Source organism: Actinobacillus lignieresii (assembly GCF_900444945.1).
Lineage (GTDB): Bacteria > Pseudomonadota > Gammaproteobacteria > Enterobacterales > Pasteurellaceae > Actinobacillus > Actinobacillus lignieresii.
In genome coordinates this window covers 2,175,014-2,194,533 of sequence record NZ_UFRM01000001.1, presented here as the reverse complement: position 1 = coordinate 2,194,533, position 19,520 = coordinate 2,175,014, and the positions used below count along the sequence as shown (strand labels likewise).

The 19,520-nt window shown below is 41.0% G+C and carries 20 protein-coding genes; 8 read left to right on the top strand and 12 right to left on the bottom strand.

Features of this window, described 5'->3' with window-relative positions; translation table 11 throughout:
• Positions 1-175 precede the first annotated feature (175 nt).
• From DY200_RS10450 to DY200_RS10440, 3 genes are all read left to right on the top strand, one after another.
• Positions 176-745: an acetate uptake transporter gene (locus DY200_RS10450; protein ID WP_005606132.1), complete on the top strand. Its 570-nt coding sequence runs from the start codon at positions 176-178 to the stop codon at positions 743-745.
• A gap of 204 nt (positions 746-949) precedes the next feature.
• On the top strand, positions 950-2,431 hold the full coding sequence (locus DY200_RS10445) for an aldehyde dehydrogenase family protein (RefSeq protein ID WP_115587924.1): 1,482 nt from the start codon (positions 950-952) through the stop codon (positions 2,429-2,431).
• 190 nt (positions 2,432-2,621) lie between these two features.
• The gene (locus tag DY200_RS10440) at positions 2,622-4,259 is read left to right on the top strand and encodes an ABC transporter substrate-binding protein (RefSeq protein WP_115587923.1); all 1,638 of its coding nucleotides are present in this window, start codon (positions 2,622-2,624) and stop codon (positions 4,257-4,259) included.
• 71 nt (positions 4,260-4,330) lie between these two features.
• On the opposite strand, the gene pdxH is transcribed toward DY200_RS10440, so the two are convergent.
• The 4 genes from pdxH to DY200_RS10420 all read right to left on the bottom strand — a co-directional run bounded on the left by pdxH (position 4,331) and on the right by DY200_RS10420 (position 7,248).
• Entirely contained in the window at positions 4,331-4,960 is a 630-nt protein-coding gene (gene pdxH, locus DY200_RS10435; protein WP_115587922.1) for a pyridoxamine 5'-phosphate oxidase, read from the bottom strand.
• Between the two features lie 75 nt (positions 4,961-5,035).
• Positions 5,036-6,373, bottom strand: coding sequence for an ATP-dependent RNA helicase SrmB (gene srmB / locus DY200_RS10430; protein ID WP_115587921.1), 1,338 nt, complete (start codon positions 6,371-6,373; stop codon positions 5,036-5,038).
• A gap of 22 nt (positions 6,374-6,395) precedes the next feature.
• Complete coding sequence (gene rimI, locus DY200_RS10425; protein ID WP_115587920.1) at positions 6,396-6,833, bottom strand: ribosomal protein S18-alanine N-acetyltransferase; 438 nt, start codon at positions 6,831-6,833, stop codon at positions 6,396-6,398.
• On the bottom strand, positions 6,826-7,248 hold the full coding sequence (locus DY200_RS10420) for a DNA polymerase III subunit psi (RefSeq protein WP_115587919.1): 423 nt from the start codon (positions 7,246-7,248) through the stop codon (positions 6,826-6,828). Before DY200_RS10420 ends, rimI begins: the two co-directional genes overlap by 8 nt.
• A 103-nt stretch (positions 7,249-7,351) precedes the next feature.
• Here DY200_RS10420 and rsmC point away from each other — a divergent pair, with 103 nt between their 5' ends.
• Positions 7,352-8,341: a 16S rRNA (guanine(1207)-N(2))-methyltransferase RsmC gene (rsmC, locus tag DY200_RS10415; protein WP_115587918.1), complete on the top strand. Its 990-nt coding sequence runs from the start codon at positions 7,352-7,354 to the stop codon at positions 8,339-8,341.
• A gap of 434 nt (positions 8,342-8,775) precedes the next feature.
• Here rsmC and DY200_RS10410 read toward each other — a convergent pair whose 3' ends face one another.
• A complete protein-coding gene (locus DY200_RS10410; RefSeq protein ID WP_115587917.1) occupies positions 8,776-9,453 on the bottom strand; it encodes a phosphoribosyltransferase family protein in 678 nt (225 codons plus the stop codon).
• Between the two features lie 119 nt (positions 9,454-9,572).
• Between DY200_RS10410 and DY200_RS10405 the strand changes: the two genes are divergently transcribed.
• Entirely contained in the window at positions 9,573-10,382 is an 810-nt protein-coding gene (locus tag DY200_RS10405; protein WP_115587916.1) for a Cof-type HAD-IIB family hydrolase, read from the top strand.
• Positions 10,383-10,497: 115 nt separating this feature from the next.
• Positions 10,498-11,967 carry a surface lipoprotein assembly modifier gene (locus DY200_RS10400; protein ID WP_115587915.1) on the top strand — a complete coding sequence of 490 codons (1,470 nt, stop codon included), beginning with the start codon at positions 10,498-10,500 and terminating at the stop codon, positions 11,965-11,967.
• 228 nt (positions 11,968-12,195) lie between these two features.
• Here the strand turns inward: DY200_RS10400 and DY200_RS10395 are convergent, their stop codons facing one another.
• The 7 genes from DY200_RS10395 to DY200_RS10365 form a co-directional block, all read right to left on the bottom strand.
• Positions 12,196-13,185, bottom strand: coding sequence for a DMT family transporter (locus DY200_RS10395; protein WP_005613526.1), 990 nt, complete (start codon positions 13,183-13,185; stop codon positions 12,196-12,198).
• 34 nt (positions 13,186-13,219) lie between these two features.
• Positions 13,220-13,477, bottom strand: a complete 258-nt coding sequence (rpmA, locus tag DY200_RS10390) for a 50S ribosomal protein L27 (protein ID WP_005599816.1) — start codon at positions 13,475-13,477, stop codon at positions 13,220-13,222.
• A gap of 20 nt (positions 13,478-13,497) precedes the next feature.
• Complete coding sequence (rplU, locus tag DY200_RS10385) at positions 13,498-13,809, bottom strand: 50S ribosomal protein L21 (RefSeq protein ID WP_005618624.1); 312 nt, start codon at positions 13,807-13,809, stop codon at positions 13,498-13,500.
• A gap of 354 nt (positions 13,810-14,163) precedes the next feature.
• Positions 14,164-14,577: a DoxX family protein gene (locus DY200_RS10380; protein WP_115587914.1), complete on the bottom strand. Its 414-nt coding sequence runs from the start codon at positions 14,575-14,577 to the stop codon at positions 14,164-14,166.
• 201 nt (positions 14,578-14,778) lie between these two features.
• The gene (locus DY200_RS10375) at positions 14,779-15,330 is read right to left on the bottom strand and encodes an NADPH-dependent FMN reductase (protein WP_115587913.1); all 552 of its coding nucleotides are present in this window, start codon (positions 15,328-15,330) and stop codon (positions 14,779-14,781) included.
• Between the two features lie 140 nt (positions 15,331-15,470).
• Positions 15,471-16,529 (bottom strand): NAD(P)-dependent alcohol dehydrogenase, encoded by a 1,059-nt coding sequence (locus tag DY200_RS10370; RefSeq protein ID WP_115587912.1) that lies wholly within the window; start codon positions 16,527-16,529, stop codon positions 15,471-15,473.
• Positions 16,530-16,639: 110 nt separating this feature from the next.
• Complete coding sequence (locus tag DY200_RS10365) at positions 16,640-17,485, bottom strand: patatin-like phospholipase family protein (protein WP_115587911.1); 846 nt, start codon at positions 17,483-17,485, stop codon at positions 16,640-16,642.
• Between the two features lie 255 nt (positions 17,486-17,740).
• Between DY200_RS10365 and ispB the strand changes: the two genes are divergently transcribed.
• A complete protein-coding gene (ispB, locus tag DY200_RS10360) occupies positions 17,741-18,736 on the top strand; it encodes an octaprenyl diphosphate synthase (RefSeq protein WP_115587910.1) in 996 nt (331 codons plus the stop codon).
• 36 nt (positions 18,737-18,772) lie between these two features.
• The gene (locus tag DY200_RS10355; RefSeq protein WP_115587909.1) at positions 18,773-19,519 is read left to right on the top strand and encodes an epoxyqueuosine reductase QueH; all 747 of its coding nucleotides are present in this window, start codon (positions 18,773-18,775) and stop codon (positions 19,517-19,519) included.
• Position 19,520: the final 1 nt, after the last annotated feature.

Below are 19,520 nucleotides of genomic sequence, written 5' to 3'. Positions count from 1 at the left end.
TCCGGTTCTTTTTGACTTTTTTCAAGATCTCGCCATTTTCAGCTCACAAGCGGGCAAATTTATAAAAAATTTTACAATTTTAACATCAAGTTATAGCAACTCATTTAAGTTATCTATATAATCCTGCGCTTTTGTAATATACACATTTTTCTTTAATCACGACTCGAGGTTTTCAATGTCAAATCATAACGCTTTAACCGCTAATCCGGGCCCGCTAGGTTTATGCGGCTTTGCATTAACCACTTGGTTACTTAGCTTAATCAACAACGGTACATTCGGTGGCGAAAACGTTGGCTTAGTGCTTGCGATGGGCTTTGCTTTCGGCGGTACGGCACAAATGATTGCTGGTATGTTTGAATTTTCAAAAGGTAACACTTTCGGTTTCACTGCATTCACCAGTTACGGTGCTTTCTGGTGGTCATTCGCCTTATTCAAAGTCTTCTTCGCTGAAGGCGTAACCGCACCGTTTATCGGTTGGTACTTAGTGGCTTGGGGCACGTTCACGTTAATGATGTTTATCGGCACCTTAGCCAAAGCACGCGCATTACAGGCAATCTTCTTGAGCTTGACCGTCACTTTCTACTTATTAGCGGCGGGCGATTTCACCGGCGATCACTCAATCACGCATATCGGCGGTAACTTCGGTTTATTAACCGCATTATTAGCGTTCTACTTAGCGGCGGCGGAAATCATTAATGAGAGCTTCGGCCGTACGGTATTACCAATCGGTGCGCCGAAACAATAAAATAGTCTATCTCGATAAGGACGCTACGGCGTCCTTATTTTTTGCCGATTTTCTCGAAAATCAAACCGCTTGTTTTGAGATCCAGCTCACACTTTTCACAATTTATTAACATTTTTGTATAAAAAACGTTGCAAATTCAGAAGTTAGGCATATTATCGAATATATAGACGAGTTTATGTCCTACAATCAATAAGGAGCTATGCAATGAAAGATCTTAACGTTTTCGATAAAAATTACGGATTATTAATCAATGGCGAATGGACTCAAGGCAGCGGTAACGATTTACTTCCTTCTTACAATCCGGCGAACGGTGAAGTGTTAGCGCATTTTGTCGATGCGACCGATGCGGATGTGGATGCGGCGGTGAAAGCGGCACAAGAAGCATTTAAATCTTGGCGTAAAACGACAGTAGCGGAACGTGCGGCGATTTTAAATAAAATCGCCGACGTGATTGATGAAAACAGTGAATTATTTGCATTGCAGGAAACCTTGGACAACGGTAAACCGATTCGTGAAACCAGAGCGGCGGATATTCCGTTGGCTTCCGATCACTTCCGTTATTTCGCCAGTGCGATTCGTGCCGGCGAAGGCAGCTTAAATCAAATCAATCAAGAAGAACTCTCGCTCGTATTACGTGAGCCGATCGGTGTAGTCGGACAAATTATTCCGTGGAACTTCCCGTTCTTAATGGCGGCGTGGAAAATCGCACCGGCATTGGCGGCAGGTTGTACCGTGGTCATCCACCCTTCCAGCACCACTTCGTTAAGTCTGTTATCTTTTGCGCAAAAAATTAACCATTTACTCCCGAAAGGCGTATTAAATGTGATTACCGGTAAAGGTTCTAAATCCGGCGAATATATGTTACATCACAAAGGCTTCAATAAATTAGCCTTCACCGGTTCAACTGAAATCGGTCGTCATATTGCGATTTCCGCCGCGGAATTACTCATTCCGGCAACCTTAGAATTAGGCGGTAAATCGGCCAATATTTTCTTTGACGATATGCCGTTCGACAAAGCGTTGGAAGGTGCGCAAAAAGGTATTCTATTCAACCAAGGGCAAGTATGTTGCGCCGGTTCTCGTATCTTCGTACAAGAAGGGATTTACGACAAATTTGTGGCGGCACTAGCCGAAGAATTTAAGAAAGTCAAAGTCGGTTTACCGTGGGAAGACGATACGCAAATGGGTGCGCAGGTCAATGCGGGGCAGCTCAACACCATTTTAAAATATGTGAAAATCGGTGAAGAAGAAGGCTGTCGTATTATTACCGGCGGTAGAAAAGTGTTATCCGACAACCTTGCTTGCGGCGAATTCGTCGAGCCGACCTTAATCGAATCGAAAGATAATAACAGCCGTATCGCTCAAGAAGAAATCTTCGGACCGGTGGCAACCGTGATTAAATTCAAAACCGAAGAAGACGTTATCCGTATGGCAAACGATTCGGAATACGGCTTAGGCGGCGGTGTTTGGACCAAAGACATCAACCGCGCGTTACGTGTTTCACAAGCAATCGAAACCGGTCGTGTTTGGGTAAACTGCTATAATATTTTACCGGCGGGCGCACCGTTCGGCGGTTATAAATCTTCCGGTATCGGACGTGAAACCCACCAAATGATGTTGGATGCTTACACCCAAGTGAAAAATATCTACATCAGTATTCGTGAAGAACGTGAAGGTATGTACTAATTTTTAACTCAATCTCCTTGAGCCAGCGGTCTAATTTTCCTACTTTTTTGCAAAATTTAGCGGAAATTAGACCGCTTTTTATATCGTTTTCTTATAACGAAACGCCTTTTGTTCTTTACTCTCACCATCAGACAAGGTAATCTTTGGTAAATTATGCTTTTTATAATTCTAATCCTACTTGGAGAAACCTATGAAATTAGCCAATTTAACTAAAGTAAGCGCAGCCGTATTAGCGGTACTGGCTTTAGCCGCTTGCGATGATAAAAATGCGGGCGGTAAAACTACAGCGAAACCGGCTGCCGAAAAAACTTTCGTGAACTGTGTTAGCCGTTCACCGCAACATTTAAGCCCTGCATTAGCAATGGACGGTATTTCGTACAATGCAAGTTCCCAACAAGTTTATAACCGTTTAGTCGAATTTAAACGCGGTTCGACCGAAATTGAGCCGGCGTTAGCCGAATCGTGGGATATTTCCGAAGACGGCTTAACTTACACTTTCCACTTACGCAAAGGGGTAAAATTCCACTCAAACAAAGAATTTACCCCAAGCCGTGATTTTAATGCCGATGACGTAGTCTTTTCATTTAACCGTCAGTTAGATCCGAATCATCCTTATCATACGGTATCAAAAGCGACTTATCCGTACTTTAAAGCGATGAAATTCCCGACTTTATTAAAATCGGTAGAGAAAGTGGATGATCATACGGTGAAATTTACCTTAACCAAACGTGATGCGACCTTCGTTTCAAGTTTAGGGATGGATTTCACTTCAATCTATTCTGCGGAATATGCGGATGCGATGTTAAAAGCGGGTAAACCGGAAACCATCGACACTACACCGATTGGTACCGGTCCGTTCGCCTTTACCGGTTACGTATTAGATCAGGCAAGCCGTTATGTGGCGCATAAAGATTATTGGAAAGGTAAAGCCGATTTCGACCGCTTAATTTTTGAAATCGTACCGGATGCAACCGCTCGTTATGCAAAATTACAAGCAGGTCAATGTGATTTAATCGACTTCCCGAATGCGACCGATATTGAAAAAATGAAAACCGATCCGAAAGTGCAATTGCTTTCACAACCGGGTTTAAATATCGCTTATGTAGCATTTAACACTGAAAAAGCACCGTTTGATAATGTCAAAGTACGCCAAGCGTTAAATCTTGCGGTCGATAAAAAAGCAATTATTGATGTGGTTTATCAAGGTGCCGGTATTGCGGCGAAAAATCCGTTACCGCCAACCATTTGGGGCTACAACGATAGCTTACCTGAATCGGAATTCAATATCGAAAAAGCGAAACAATTACTCGCAGAAGCAGGCTATCCGAACGGCTTTGAAACCGAACTTTGGGTACAGCCGGTGGTGCGTGCTTCAAATCCGAATCCGCGCCGTATGTCTGAAATTATTCAGGCGGACTGGGCAAAAATCGGTGTAAAAGCGAAATTAGTGACCTATGAATGGGGCGATTATATTAAACGCTCAAAAGCGGGCGAATTCACTGCCGGTACTTACGGTTGGTCGGGCGATAACGGTGATCCGGATAACTTCTTATCACCGTTATTCGGTTCGGCAAATGTTGGCAACAGTAACTATGCTCGTTTTAACAGCCCTGAGTTAGATGCGTTATTAGACAAAGCGCTCGGTTTATCGGATAAAGCGGAACGTACTAAACTCTACGAACAGGCACAAGTATTGTTAAGAGAACAGGCACCGTGGATTAACGTTGCACACTCCATTAACTTTGCACCGACCAGCAAACGTGTACAAGACTACAAACAAAGTCCGTTCGGTTACACTTATCTGTACGGTACAAAATTAGCCGACTAAAAGTCTTTAGTCTAATTCTGTCAAATCAACAAAAATGGTGGGAAATCCCACCATTTTTTATCTCTGCCGTCTTACGGTGACAACCTTTCTTTATGCCACACACCTTCCACAAGGCGATAACAAATACGATCGTGCAAACGACTTGGTCTGCCTTGCCAAAATTCAATACGTTCCGGTAATACGATATAACCGCCCCAATGCGGCGGGCGAGGCACGTGTAACGGGTGTTTGGCCGCAATCAATGCCGCCTTTGCCACCAATTCGCTTTTACCGGATAACACTTGACTCTGCTCACTCGCCCAAGCACCGATTCGGCTGGCGTAGGGACGGCTGGCAAAATAGCGATCCGATTCCTCAGCGGAAATTTTTTCAATCCGTCCTTCAATGCGTACCGATCGTTCCAATTCCGCCCAGAAAAAGGTTAATGCCGCATAAGGATTTTGCTCAATCGCTTGCCCTTTACGGCTTTGATAATTGGTAAAAAACACAAAGCCGTTTGGATTCACCTCTTTTAATAACACAATGCGGCTGGTCGGTTTGCCGTCAAGAACGGTCGCCACATTCATTGCGGTCGGTTCATTAACTTGAGTAAAAATAGCCTCTTGCAACCATTGTTCGAATTGCTGAATCGGATCTGCATGACAATGGGCTTGGGACAGTTCTTGTTTACTATAATCTTCTCGGATATTGTGTAGATCCATTTCTTTTCCTCTACAAACTGGAAAACAAAAGCGGTCGAATTTCCGCAAAATTTTGCAAAAATTCAACCGCTTGTATTACGCAGATTTTGCCGCTTCCGAAGCCGGTTTACGACGTTTACCAATATTCTTAGTGTCTTTATGACGCACTTTTACTTTAGCTTTTGCCGCTTCTTTTTTCGCTTCTTTGCGTTTTTTAATCCGTGCTTTTTCTTTTTTGGTCGTAGTGTTCAACTCGCCGTCTTTCGGCGCTTTGGTACGAGGTTCCAAACCTTCAATCACTCTCGGTTTTAACAACTCTTCGGTATAACGTTTGATTTTACCTAACAGCTTGTAATCGTGTGCTTCCACCAATGAGATTGCCGAGCCTTTTTTACCAGCGCGTGCAGTACGACCGATACGGTGCAAATAAGTATCCGCACTGTACGGCAAGTCGAAGTTAATCACATAATCGACATCATCAATATCAATACCACGAGCGGCAACATCCGTCGCTACCAATACATTCACTACGCCCTCTTTTAAACGAGTGATCGCTTGGTTACGCTGAGTTTGTGCCATATCGCCTTCTAAATAAGTCGAACGTAAGCCACGTTTACGTAACGTATCGCTTAACTCACGCACATCTTCACGACGGCGAACGAATACAATCGCTTTTTCCATTTCCATCGTAGAAATTAAACGAGCAAGCAATTTGGTTTTGTGTTCTAAGTTATCCGCATGGTAATACCATTGTTGGATTTTTTTACGCTCACGGCGGCTTGGTTCCGCATCAATTTTTAACGGGTTATCCAAAATACGGTCGGTAAAATCCACCAATAACTCGCCTTCCAGCGTTGCCGAGAATAACCACGTATGTTTACGCCAACGGGTTTCCGCCGCAATTTTTTCCGCATCTTGCCCAAACCCCATTTGTAACATACGATCCGCTTCATCAAAGATCAAAATCTCTACCGCACGGCAGTCAAAGTTTTCTTCTTTGATGTATTGCATTAAACGTCCCGGTGTCGCAACCACGATATCTTGGTTGCTGTTAAACACTTCGCCGTGGTTTTGATACGCCACACCGCCGGTAATCGTCGCAATACTAAGTTTGGTAAATTCGGCAAAAGCCTGAGCTTCTTCCGCCACTTGCATCGCAAGTTCACGAGTCGGCGTTAAAATTAAAATACGAGGTGCGCCCGGTTTACGGCGTGGGTAATCCAGTAAATGTTGAATCGCAGGCAATAAAAATGCGGCGGTTTTGCCAGTACCGGTCGGTGCCGAGCCAAGTAAATCACGACCGTCAAGCGCGTGCGGAATGGTTTCCGCTTGTACGGCGGTCGGGCGTTTGTAGCCTTTTTTATTTAGTGCTTTTAACAGTTGAGGGGCTAAATCCAATTCCTCAAAGGTCATTAATGGGGTTTCAGTGGTCATTATATTTAATGTTCCTAATTATTTATAAATACAGTGCCATAACAATGGCATTTTCTCTTTCGCCGCTCGGTGTCGGATAATAATTTTTACGAATAGTGACTTCATTAAAACCGAGTGCGTCATATAATTTTTGTGCGGCGAGATTGGATTCTCGCACTTCCAGCCAAAGCGTTAAAATACCCTGTTCACGCAGTCTTTCAATTAAGGCGGATAATAAGCGTTTGCCGTAACCTTTTGCTTGGAAACTCGGATCAACCGCAATGTTAAATAAGGTCGCTTCATCCAATACGGTTTGGCAAATAGCAAAAGCCACAATTTGATTTTGTTCGGTCAGCTTAAGATTTAAATATTTGTCGCCTTGATTGTTGAGTAACGTGCCTTTGCTCCAAGGTACAAGATGAGCGGCTTGTTCAATTTCAAACAAGCGGTCAAAATCCGATTCATTCACTACTTCAATCATGATTACCCTCAAAATGCTGACAAAACGCCTCCATTTGTCGCCAAAGTTGGCGTTTAGTTGTGACATTAGTTAAATCTTGCCACGAGCTATGCTGCCAAGCGGTCTGATTTGCAAATTTTTTTGCAATTTCAACCGCTTGTAATTCTGATTGGATTAGCCAAAAAATAGGATGATGTTCAAAAGCTAAACGCTGGGCTTGTTCCGCATCCAACCATTGATATTGGTTCGGCTGTAACTGCAAGGTGCGTAAAATATCCAAAAACAGACCGCTAGCTTGATGATTCTCTTCACATACCACAACCAGTTTCACCGCGTTATCCAAGCGAATTTGCGCATCGCCCTTTAATACTTGCGGTTTTGTCAGCACCCATTGAGGAATATTCATCTCATTTAATAGCAAATCTCGCCGATTCATCTCATACCTCGCAAAAACAAGTAGGGAATAGTACCAAAAGTCGGTAAAATGCGGAAATGTTTTATGATTACGCTCCGTAATATTCAAAAATAAAAGGATATTTATGCTCTCTCTTGAAAGTGAAGTATTAACTCGTCATTTACCGTTATTTGCCAATAAATCCATTTTACTTTTTGGTGATGTTCGAGATCGCTTTGCCGATCAAATAAAAGCGAATGCGAAAAGCGTTGCCGTTTTTAGCAGTTATTTCGATTATGCACGCCAATTTGCCGATGTGAGCTTTGGCTTAGATTGCGAAATTAAAGCCGAATTAGCGGTTTTTTACTGGACTAAAAACAAACAGGAATGCCAACATCAATTACTGCAATGGCTCTCACAAGCCGATGTCGGGCAAGAAATGTTGATTATCGGTGAAAACCGTGCCGGTGTGCGTTCGGTAGAAAAATTACTTGAGCCTTACGGCAATATCGCCAAAATTGATTCCGCTCGTCGCTGCGGTTTATATCATTTTGAGTTGCAAAGCGTACCGGACTTTGATTGCAAAAAATTCTGGAAATCTTACCGCTTGCAAGATCTCAATATCTTCGCTTTACCGGCGGTATTCAGCTCGGCGGAGTTAGACGGCGGCACACAATTATTACTTTCCACATTTAATAAAGCGGATCGTTTAAAAGGCAAAGTATTGGATCTCGGCTGCGGAGCCGGTGTGATTGGGGCGAGCCTTAAACAACAATTTGAAAAAATTAAATTAACTATGTCCGATATTCACGCAATGGCATTAGCATCCTCTCGCCGTACGCTTGCGGAAAATACCTTGGAAGGAACAGTTATAGCAAGCGATGTCTTTTCACATATTGAAGAACGTTTTGATTTGATTGTATCTAATCCGCCTTTCCATGATGGCATTGATACCGCTTATCGCGCGGTGGAAAATTTAATTGCGCAAGCGAAACAGCGTTTAAATCGTGGTGGAGAATTGCGTATTGTGGCGAACGTTTTCTTACCTTATCCGGATTTATTGGACAAAGCTTTCGGCTCGCATCAGGTTATCGCCAAATCGAACAAATTTAAAGTGTATTCGGCAAAAGCATAACCTCTCTTACAAAAAGACGGTCAGAAGCTCCTTTTCAACCGTCTTTTAAAACAACCTGACACTCCTGTTTCTAACGTTTCAATCATTAAAAACCGTCTAAGTGCGGCTAATTCATTACGCTTATCTCCATATTAATATTAAACGACCGGATAACAATCGCTTAATATATACGGGAGGGAATTCTACGCTTACTTAAAATATAATAATAACATTTCTCAAAAAACTGACGGTTGCATATCAATAATTTATAGATAACGTTAATATTACAAGAAGCAAAAAGTAAAGAATTCAAAAACATTATAATAATTTAAATTATCTTTGCAACACTGGTTAGACAAGATAGAAAAGTAATAATATCGATTATAGCGTAAAGATTCACTCAATATATTACAATATATTTGAAGAAATACTCCTTATTATATTGTAGTTAAAACTTAAGCCCTTGCTAATGTCCAAACTTGAATTTCCGTTACTCCCTGTTTTAATAGTTCGCTGCAAATTGCATTTAATGTCGAACCCGTCGTGACTACGTCATCAATAATTGCAACTCGCCGATAAGGAAATATAGGTTGATAATAAAAAGCACCTTTTAAATTATAACGGCGTTGTACGGCGGTTAATTCTCGTTGCGACTTGGTATTATGTATCCGCTTTAAACTTTGAGTATCTATGGGAATATTTAACCATTTCGCTAAATAAATTGCTAACAATTCCGCTTGGTTAAAACCCCGTTTCCAATATCTCAACCAATAAAGCGGAACGGGAAAAATCACTTCCGGTAAAATCAAACCGTGTTCGCGTTGCGCATTTTTAATGGCTAATAAAAGTAAACGGGCAAGTGTGCGATCCAACCAATATTGTCCTTGAAATTTAAACCGATGGATCCAATCCGTCATCAGTGCGCTATAACGACAAACCCGTACCATACGATGCCATTTAGGCTCGTTCCTCAAACATTCTCCGCAATAACGATGATTATCGACTAACAACGAACCGCAGCAACCGCAATAAGGCGTTATATCTAATTTTTTTAAACAACGACTACAAATACCGTGTTCCGCAATCTGTAATCTTTTATGACATTCGATACAACGAAAATCCCATTTATTCATCTTCTTCTCCTTGATAAAACGCTTTATGTTTTATCAAATTTAATAAAGAAAAATCGAAGAATTTTTGCGATACGGATCGGAAAAAAGTACAATTCCGATTAAATATAAGGAAATAAACTATGAATAAACCTAAACAGCCCATCAAGATTGTATTTTTCGATATCGACGAAACCCTTTATATCAAATCTAAAGCGCATATTCCCGAATCGATTACAAAGGAAGTATTACCCCGTTTAAAACAAAAAGGCGTTATTACCGCAATCGCCACCGGACGGAATTTCGGCAGTTTGCCAAAAGCATTAAAACCTTTAATTGACGAACGTTATTTCGAATTATTCGTTACGATCAACGGGCAATATAATTTCTATAAAGATCAGCTAATCAGTCAATATGCTTTAACCGCTTCGCAAGTTGAAAGATGTATTGAAAAATTGACCGCTCTCGGTATTGTTTATGCTTTTGTCAGCCAAGATGAAATCGCCGTATCCGAAGATAATACAATCGTACATGAGGCGCTTAGTCCGATTAAAGCGGATTATATTGTTGATCCCGACTATTATTTAACGCATACCGCCGTGCAATTGTTAGCTTTCTATCCCGAATCGCGAGATCAAGAAGTGACTGCAAGCGGTATTTTTACGGACGAATTAAAAGTTTGTCGCTGGCATCCGACGGGTGTTGATATTCTCAGAAAAGAAAATTCAAAAGCACGCGGTATAGAAGATGCGATTAAATATTTCGGCTTGAGTATTGAAAATACCATGGCGTTCGGCGACGGTTTTAACGATTTGGAGATGTTTGATACCGTCGGGTTCAGCGTAGCAATGGGCAATGCGGAACAAGCGTTAAAAACGCGAGCGAATTATGTGACCCAAAATATCGAACAAGACGGTATTCTCTACGCCCTCGAACAACTTGAAATCATTTAATTTTATTAGGCTATCTAAAAGATAGCCTTTTTATCATATTTTTGTTTTTATAAGAATCATTCTCATATATAATGCACTCATTTTTATTTACATAATTTACTATTAAACTACAAAAATGAAAATGAGATTTAAATTATTTATCACTACGTTCGCCGGCTTAGCTGCATTACCCGTCATTGCGGAAGATCTTCCACAAAAAATTTCCGATCGCTTGGATGATCAACGCGTGCAGACGGAAGTCACTAGACCGCGTAATATTGAGAATCCGATTCGTCATGCTCACGTTTCACAACCAACTAAAGCCTCTAAACAAATATCAATGACGAAAGAGGAATTGATTCAACGACCGGATTTACTGTCCAACGCACTTAATCTTGCCCTCTTACAGGGCAATGCCGAAACCGTCGCTTTCCTATTCCCGCTTTACCGACAAATTCCGATACAATACCAAGACCCCGGTTTTATAAAATGGTCTAAAGCGGTTATTGCTCGCCATCACGGTAATTATAGCGAAGCCATTCGTCATTACCGCGAAATCCTTGCGATGTATTCGGAAGCGACCGCCGCTCGTTTACAGCTCGCCGTTTCGCTTTTTGAAAATAACGAATTGGAAGCGGCGGAAGATCAATTTGAAAAAGTCCGCTCCGATAACGTTCCCGATGAAATTAAGGCGCTTGTCGATAAATATATCGCCGCTATCGCACAGAGAGATAGATGGACGTTTTCCGGCGGCATGACTTATCTCAATGATCCGAATATCAATAATGCGCCGAAAGCAGGAACCACCTACGGTAACTGGATTGCGCCGAAATCGGAATCGGCACAAGGAATCGGTTTTAATTTTAATATCGGTAAAAAATGGTCTTGGGGTAACGGTTTTTATAATGAATTGCGCTTGGATACGAGCGGTAAATATTATTGGAATAATAAAAAATATAACGAAGTAAGCGGAAGAGGCAGTTTAGGATTAGGCTATCAAAACGCTCGCTATGACGTTACTCTTCTACCGTTTATGGAACAAACCTTATATGCAGGCGGTTCTAAAAATAACGAATCGGTTAAACGTTTTTCTAAAGCAAGCGGCGCAAGGCTTGAAACCAGCTATTGGCTTTCTCCTCAATGGCAATGGAATACCAACTACGAGTATGCCGAAGTCCGCTATATGGATCGTAAACATCTGAACGGTAATTATCATTTCGTTTCAAGCGGCTTAACTTATCTTGCCAATGCCAAACAGTATTGGTTCGGTAATCTAAATTACAATCGTACCGCGACACGAGATAAAGACGATAGCTATGTACGTCGAGGCATTAGCTTAGGTTGGGGACAAGAATGGGGCTTAGGACTTTCAACCCGCATATCGCTTAGTTATGCGCAAAAGAACTATAAAGCCCCAATCCCTATTTTCGGCGTGACACAACGCAACAAAGAATACGGCATCAACACCAGTATTTGGCATAGAGCCGTTCACTATTGGGGAATCACGCCCCGCTTAACTTATAGCTTCAATAAAGTAAAAAGTAGCCACGTCTTTTACAGCTACGATAAACACCGAGTCTTTATTGAATTTAGCAAACGCTTCTAACCTTATTGCAAATTTCGCTTAAAAACAGACCGCTTGTAGGGGATGCAAGCGGTTTATTTTTCTACTTTTTTACCAATAATTTATCTCCGACCGCAGCTAACATCGCACCGATATAACTGATCAAATTCATACTAGGATTCCCAATTATGTTGAGTGAAAAAGTTATGCCTAATACAAATAATACACAAGAAAATCCTAGTAAAAGTCTTTGTTGTATAATTATTCCTATCACTTTTTATCTAATTTCTTTCTTAACTGATTACGATAGAATAATTTATGTCCGACTGCGGAAAGCATTGCACCAGAAACCACCGTAATCGCTCCGATATAGCTTAATCCGTTAAGATCGGGGGCTTCAAACAAATCCGGTGCAATCGTATGGCTTAATGCGGTAAGCATAATAGTAAGAATCGGAATTTGCGTCATCATTAAACTTACCTTAGAAACCTCCCAGCGGTTTAATGCTTCGGCATAACAACCGTAAGCAATTACCGTGTTAATGCCACAAAAACCTAGCCAGCCCCAAGTCGTGAGATTCAATTTAGCGAGTTCCCCCATATGTGCAAAAGGCGTAAAAACTAAGGTACAACCGAAATAAATCAGTAACAGAATTTGTTGTGAGCTAAAATGTGCCAACATTATTTTTTGCGACAAACTATAACCGATCCAAATCAGACTTGCAGAAATACCGAGTAATACGCCGAATGCATAGCTGTTCATTGCGATTAAGTCGGCAAAGCGGTTATTAAAGAACATAACTAACCCGACTATGACGAGTACAAAGCCGATTTTTTGATGAATACCAATTGTTTCTTTAAACAAGACGACACCGAGTATGATCATCACGAACGAAGAAAGCGGGCTAAGAATTTGGCTGGTTGCCGCCGGAATATAATTTAAAGCAAGATTAAATAAAAAGAAGTTACAAGACAATCCAATAACTCCGATTAACCATAGTCTGTGATATTGTCGGAAGAAAGCGGTTAAATTAGGTAATTTTTTTGCAAAAGCTAGTATGGCGAAAACGCCGAGCGTTGCGACTAAGAATCTGAACCAGACAATTGTTTGAGAATCGAGTGATTTTAGTACTTGTTTAATCGCAAGCGGTAGCATTCCCCACATAAAAATGGCTATCAAAGAAAATAAGAAGCCGAGTAAGGGTTGTTGTTTCATGGATTTTTGATAAGGTTGGAAAAAAGGTAAGAAAAAACCCCACATTTGTGGGGTTTTATTTCAAATCTATCGAAATGAATTACTCAGCAACGATGCTTACGTATTTGCGATTTTTCTCGCCTTTCACTTCAAATTTAACTTTACCGTCAGCAGTTGCGAATAAAGTGTGGTCTTTACCCATACCAACGTTGTTACCAGCGTGGAATTTAGTACCGCGCTGACGAACGATGATGCTACCTGCTAATACAGATTCGCCACCGAAACGTTTAACACCAAGGCGTTTAGCTTCAGAATCACGACCGTTACGAGTTGAACCACCAGCTTTTTTAGTTGCCATCTACTTGATCTCCTCTGAAATTATGCTTGAATCCCAGTGATTTTCACTTCTGTGAACCACTGACGATGACCTTGTTGTTTACGGCTGTGTTTACGACGACGGAACTTAACGATTTTAACTTTATCGCCACGACCTTGCGCTACAACTTCAGCCACTACTTTTGCGCCAGCAACTACTGGTGCACCAATTTTAACATCTTCACCGTTAACGACCATTAACACTGAGTCAAATTCAACTTTCTCACCAGTTGCGATTTCAAGTTTCTCTAAACGAACTACTTGACCTTCGCTCACTCGGTGTTGTTTGCCGCCACTTTGGAAAACTGCGTACATATTTACTCCGCTAATTTGTGCCAATCGCTTCTGCTTAGGCACTCTTAAATTCATATAAAATAGGTGGTCAATTCTACGCAAAAACAATACAAAGAGCAAGAACGTTTTTCAGAAAAATTTAAAATTTTCTATGTTCTTTTCTCTTTCATTCGATTTCCGGGATAAAAGTACAAAATAAATAGAAATCTATTTCAATTTGCCATGAAAATCGACAATCATTTAGAGACGTTTTGCGTTTTAACGAGCCGCCACCCTCTCGATTTTTTAGATGCGTTCATTATAACAAAAAAGCGGTCGAATTTTGCAAAATTTTTGCAAAAAATGACCGCTTAGCGTTTTTATCGGCTGAAAGCCTTATTTGTTGGCATTTTCACGTTTATTATCTAGGGCGAAAGCACCTGCGCCGACAAAAACTAATAAGAAGAATACCACTGAGTACAGCATTGCCAATTCACCTTGGTTTACCAACGGAAGGGCGATGTTTTCCGCCGTTGCGTGCATAAAGAAATAAGCGTAAGCCATCATACCTGACAGTAAGAAAGCGACCGGACGGGTAAATAAGCCTAACAAGAGTAAAATACCGCCGCCGATTTCTAAGATACCGCCGATACCGTACATTGACATTAACGGTACCGAACCGTTACCGCCCGTCATCGATACCGGAAATTCAAAGAATTTTGCCGTACCGTGTAATAAGAACATATAAGCCGCTACGATACGTAACAATGCTAATGCGTATGGAGTGAATTTTGCTAAATTTGCGTTCATTTTGCTTTCCTTAATAAAGTTTGAGTTAATCAATGTTTTGAGGAGTTCATTCTATAAAAATGATTTTTGGAAATAAATAACTCATTTATAAATAAACTATTTCATAAAAGTAAATAATAAATTTTACTCGATAAAAAAGCGGTTGTTTTTGCAAAAAATCTTACAAAAACAACCGCTTATTATTGAATAAGCTAATATCGCTTAGAATTTAGCGATAAAATCAGCGTAACTGTTAATAAAGCCTTGTAACATACCTACTACGGACTCGGAAACGATTTCGCCTTGTTCGTTTAATACGCCGTTAAACACTCCGCCTACGTTTGCTGCAAACGGTGCAACCGGCATATTAATAAAACCGCCGGAAGCGACTACTCGTAATTGATCCGCCGCACGTACACCGCCGGACATACCCGCCGCGACCGATACGATACCTGCCGGTTTACCAAGCCATAAACTTTGTCCCATTGGACGTGAACCGACATCAATCGCATTTTTCATCATAGCCGACATTCCACCGTTGTGTTCCGGCGTAACAAATAAAAAGCCGTCCGCTTGTGCAATCTCTGCTCGGAAACGAGTATATTCCGCCGGGCTATTTTCATCCAAATCACGATCATATAACGGAAGATCGGCAATATTAACGAAATTTAACTGAATACTTGCCGGTGCGATATTTTTTAAATGATTAGCGACTAATTGGCTGATTGATGTTTTGCTACCACTGCCCACTAATACTGCAATTTGTTTTGTCATAGAAGTCATATCCTTACATATAAAAAAGAATGAATAAAAGTTTCGAAGGTTATTCTACTCTTATTCATTCCAATGACTAGACAGTAAATAATAAATTAACTGTTTACTTTTAAGAAATAATTATATGATTAATTTCAATATTAACCTTGTTTTAGTGATTGCATATCAATCACAAAGCGATACTTCACATCCGATTTCAACATACGCTCATAAGCCTGATTAATATTTTGAATATCAATCATTTCCACATCGGAAGTAATGCCGTGTTCGCCACAGAAATCTAACATTTCTTGTGTTTCTTTAATACCGCCGATTAACGAACCCGCAACGGAACGACGTCCCATAATCAGCGGAACGGTACTAATGCTAGGCTCTAAATCACCGACTAAACCGACAAGTACGATAGTACCGTTTAATGTCAGCGTATTAATATACGGTTTTAAATCGTGTTGATAAGGAACTGTGTCGATAATCACATCAAAAGTATTGGCAACCTGAGCCATTTGCGCTTCATCGGTAGAGATAACCACTTTATGCGCACCTAGACGAAACGCATCCGCTTCTTTACCGGCACTACGACTGAATAAAGTCACATCCGCCCCTAACGCATTAGCTAATTTCAATGCCATATGACCTAAACCGCCTAAACCGACAACGGCAACTTTAGTTCCTTTACCCACATTCCAATGACGTAATGGTGACCAGGTTGTGATACCCGCACACAGTAACGGTGCAACCGCTTTAGTATCCAATGTTTCCGGTACGCTTAATACGAATTTCTCGGTAACCACGATTTTCTCGCTATAACCGCCGAACGTAGTCATTCCGTCTTTCGGATCAACTGCGCCATAAGTGTCAATACGACCGTTTTCACAATATTGTTCTAAACCGTGACGACAAGGTTCGCAATGTTGGCAAGAGTCCACCATACAGCCGACACCGACCAAATCTCCGACTTTAAACTTGGTTACGTCTTTGCCGACTTTACTCACTCGACCGACAATTTCATGTCCCGGAACAATCGGATAAGTCGAGAATCCCCAGTCATTTTTCGCCATATGTAAATCGGAATGACAAACCCCGCAATATAGAATATCAATTTCTACATCGTCTTGGCGAATATCACGACGCTCAATAATGTGTTTTACTAAAGGTGTTTTCGGGTCTAATGCCGCAAAACTTTTTACTTGAAAGGTCATTTTTGCTTTCCTTATGTTATTAATCAAAATAAATAAAATTATAAAAAAATTACCAGCGTTAATTATTAATAAAATCAAAATTAACAATTGTGTAATTCAGAATAACGTGATTATTTCTCGGATAAAAAATCTTTTAACGCTGATATTAATTGTTTTGCATCATGTACGCCTAATTCATACATTGCTTTAATTTTATTCGGATCTTTTTCCAAACGACTAATCGCTAAAGTTTGTGACGGACGAATAACAAAAATTTGTTGCTGTTCTTGCAATTTAATTACCTGCTCAACCGCCTGATTGTATTCGGCATAACGATTTTGCCAGCGTTCGGTGAGTTTCGGATATTTACGATAAAACCATTTAAATAAAGCGGTTGAACTCGGCTTTTTGCGATAATCTAACGGGCGAGTCAAGATCACAATAATTTTGTCATAACCTAATTCGATACATTTTTGTAACGGGATACTGTCCGCTATTCCGCCATCAAGATATTTTTTGCCGTCGATTTCCACCATTTTTGACACCATCGGCATTGCCGATGTCGCTCGCAACTCTTCCATTTGAACGAAAGCATCAGTAATTTTTACATATTCCGCTTCTCCGCTTTCAACATTAGTTAGCGTTACCCAAAAATCAAATTGCGACTGTGCAAAAGTTTCTTGATCAAACGGATCAAGCGTAAACGGTAATTCATAAAAGGCAAAATCACGATTCACGATATTACCGGTCGTTAATAAACTGTGTAATCCCATATAACGTTTATCATTGAGATACTTAAGGTTGTAACGTAATACCCGTCCTCTTTGTTTAGCGGGATAATTAATGCCGAATAACGCCCCCGCCGAGACGGTAACCGCTCCGTCAATATGAACGTTCTCGTCTAAAAATACGTCCAAGACGCCGGCGGTAAACATACCGCGCATCGCACCGCCTTCTAAAACCAATCCTATTTTCATTTCTCTTCCGCTCGATTAAATGCCATTATTTTTATCATATCACTAGGTTTGTAAGAGAGAATAATGATCTTATGCAAAGTCGCTACTGCTCATACCTGTTAATTTTGATACCGAATTCAAGCGACAAGCGGTTAAATTTTGCTATTTTTTTACAAAAATTACATATAATTGGTTACTTATCACGATAATTTTTTGAAGCTCGCAATATTTGAGGTAGAATTATCGCCAAATTTTCACATTTAATATGAGAACGCAATGACAACGCTATTAACACTCGAGCAAATTCAAACGCTTGCCAAACAAGATATGCAAGCGGTAGATGCTGAGATTCTCGCTCAGCTTAACTCCGAAGTCGTTTTAATCAACCAACTAGGCAATTATATTATTGCCGGCGGCGGCAAACGTATTCGCCCGTTAATTGCGGTGCTTGCCGCTAACGCATTAGGTTATCGTGGTAATAAACATGTTACTTGCGCCGCTTTTATCGAATTTGTGCATACCGCCACTTTATTACACGATGATGTGGTGGACGAATCGGATATGCGTCGAGGTAGAGCGACGGCTAACGCCACTTTCGGTAATGCCGCCAGCGTATTGGTCGGCGATTTCATTTATACGCGCTCATTCCAAATGATGACCGATGTCGATTCGCTTGAAGTGTTAAAAGTGATGTCTGCCGCTACCAATGCGCTTGCCGAAGGTGAAGTTCAGCAACTGATGAATGTGAATGATCCGAATACTACCGAAGCGAATTATATGCGTGTTATCTACAATAAAACCGCGCGTTTATTTGAAGCGGCGACACAATGCGTAGCGATTGTAGCTGGTGTGGAAAAATCGGTTGAAACGGCGTTGAAAGATTACGGGTGCTACCTCGGTACTGCCTTCCAATTAATTGATGATATTTTAGACTATTCGGCAAAAGCGGAAAGCTTCGGTAAAAATGTCGGTGATGATTTCGTTGAAGGCAAACCGACTTTACCGTTGCTGCACGCTATGCACACTGCACAAGAGAAAGGTAATCAAGCTCAAGTGGATATGATTCGTTCAGCAATTGAAAATGGCGGGAAACGTGAACAAATTCCAGCCGTATTAGAAATTATGGCGGAACACCAATCACTTGAATATGCAATGACACGCGCTAAACAAGAAGCACAGAAAGCGGTTGATGCCCTTGCCGTATTACCGGAAAGCGAATACAAACAAGCGTTGATTTCTCTTGCTTATTTATCGGTCGATCGTTCGTATTAATAAGCGGTCAAATTTTTAGTCTTTTTTACAACTTTTATGACAGAACAAAACCAACAACCTTTAGAGCATAAACAAGCGTTGCAACAAAAGAAAAAGTTAACGCGTAAAGGCAAAGATCCGAGCGCACCTTTTGTGCGTGAAAAATTAACACTTCCGGGCGGACATAACAAATTATTGTTACACTCTTGCTGCGCGCCTTGTTCCGGTGAAGTAATGGAAGCGATCCACGCGTCAGGTATCGAATTTACCATCTATTTCTACAATCCGAACATTCACCCGATGAAAGAGTACCTAATTCGTAAAGAAGAAAATATTCGCTTTGCCGAGAAATGGGGTATTCCGTTTATTGATTTCGATGATGATTACGAAAATGACCGTCGTGAGTGGTTCAAAAAAGCGGAAGGTATGGAATGGGAGCCGGAGCGTGGTATCCGCTGTACGATGTGCTTTGATATGCGTTTTGAGAAAGCGGCGGAATATGCGCATAACAACGGCTTTCCGGTTTATACCAGCTGCTTAGGTATTTCGCGTTGGAAAGATATGAACCAAATCAACGACTGCGGACACCGTGCCGCCGCTAAATTTGATGATGTGGTTTATTGGGACTACAACTGGCGTAAAGGCGGCGGTTCGCAACGTATGATCGAAATCAGTAAACGTGAACGTTTCTATCAGCAAGAATATTGCGGTTGCGTCTATTCTTTACGTGATTCAAATAAATGGCGTTTAGAAACCGGTCGTCAGCGTATTGAAATCGGTAAACTTTATTATTCACCGGATTAAG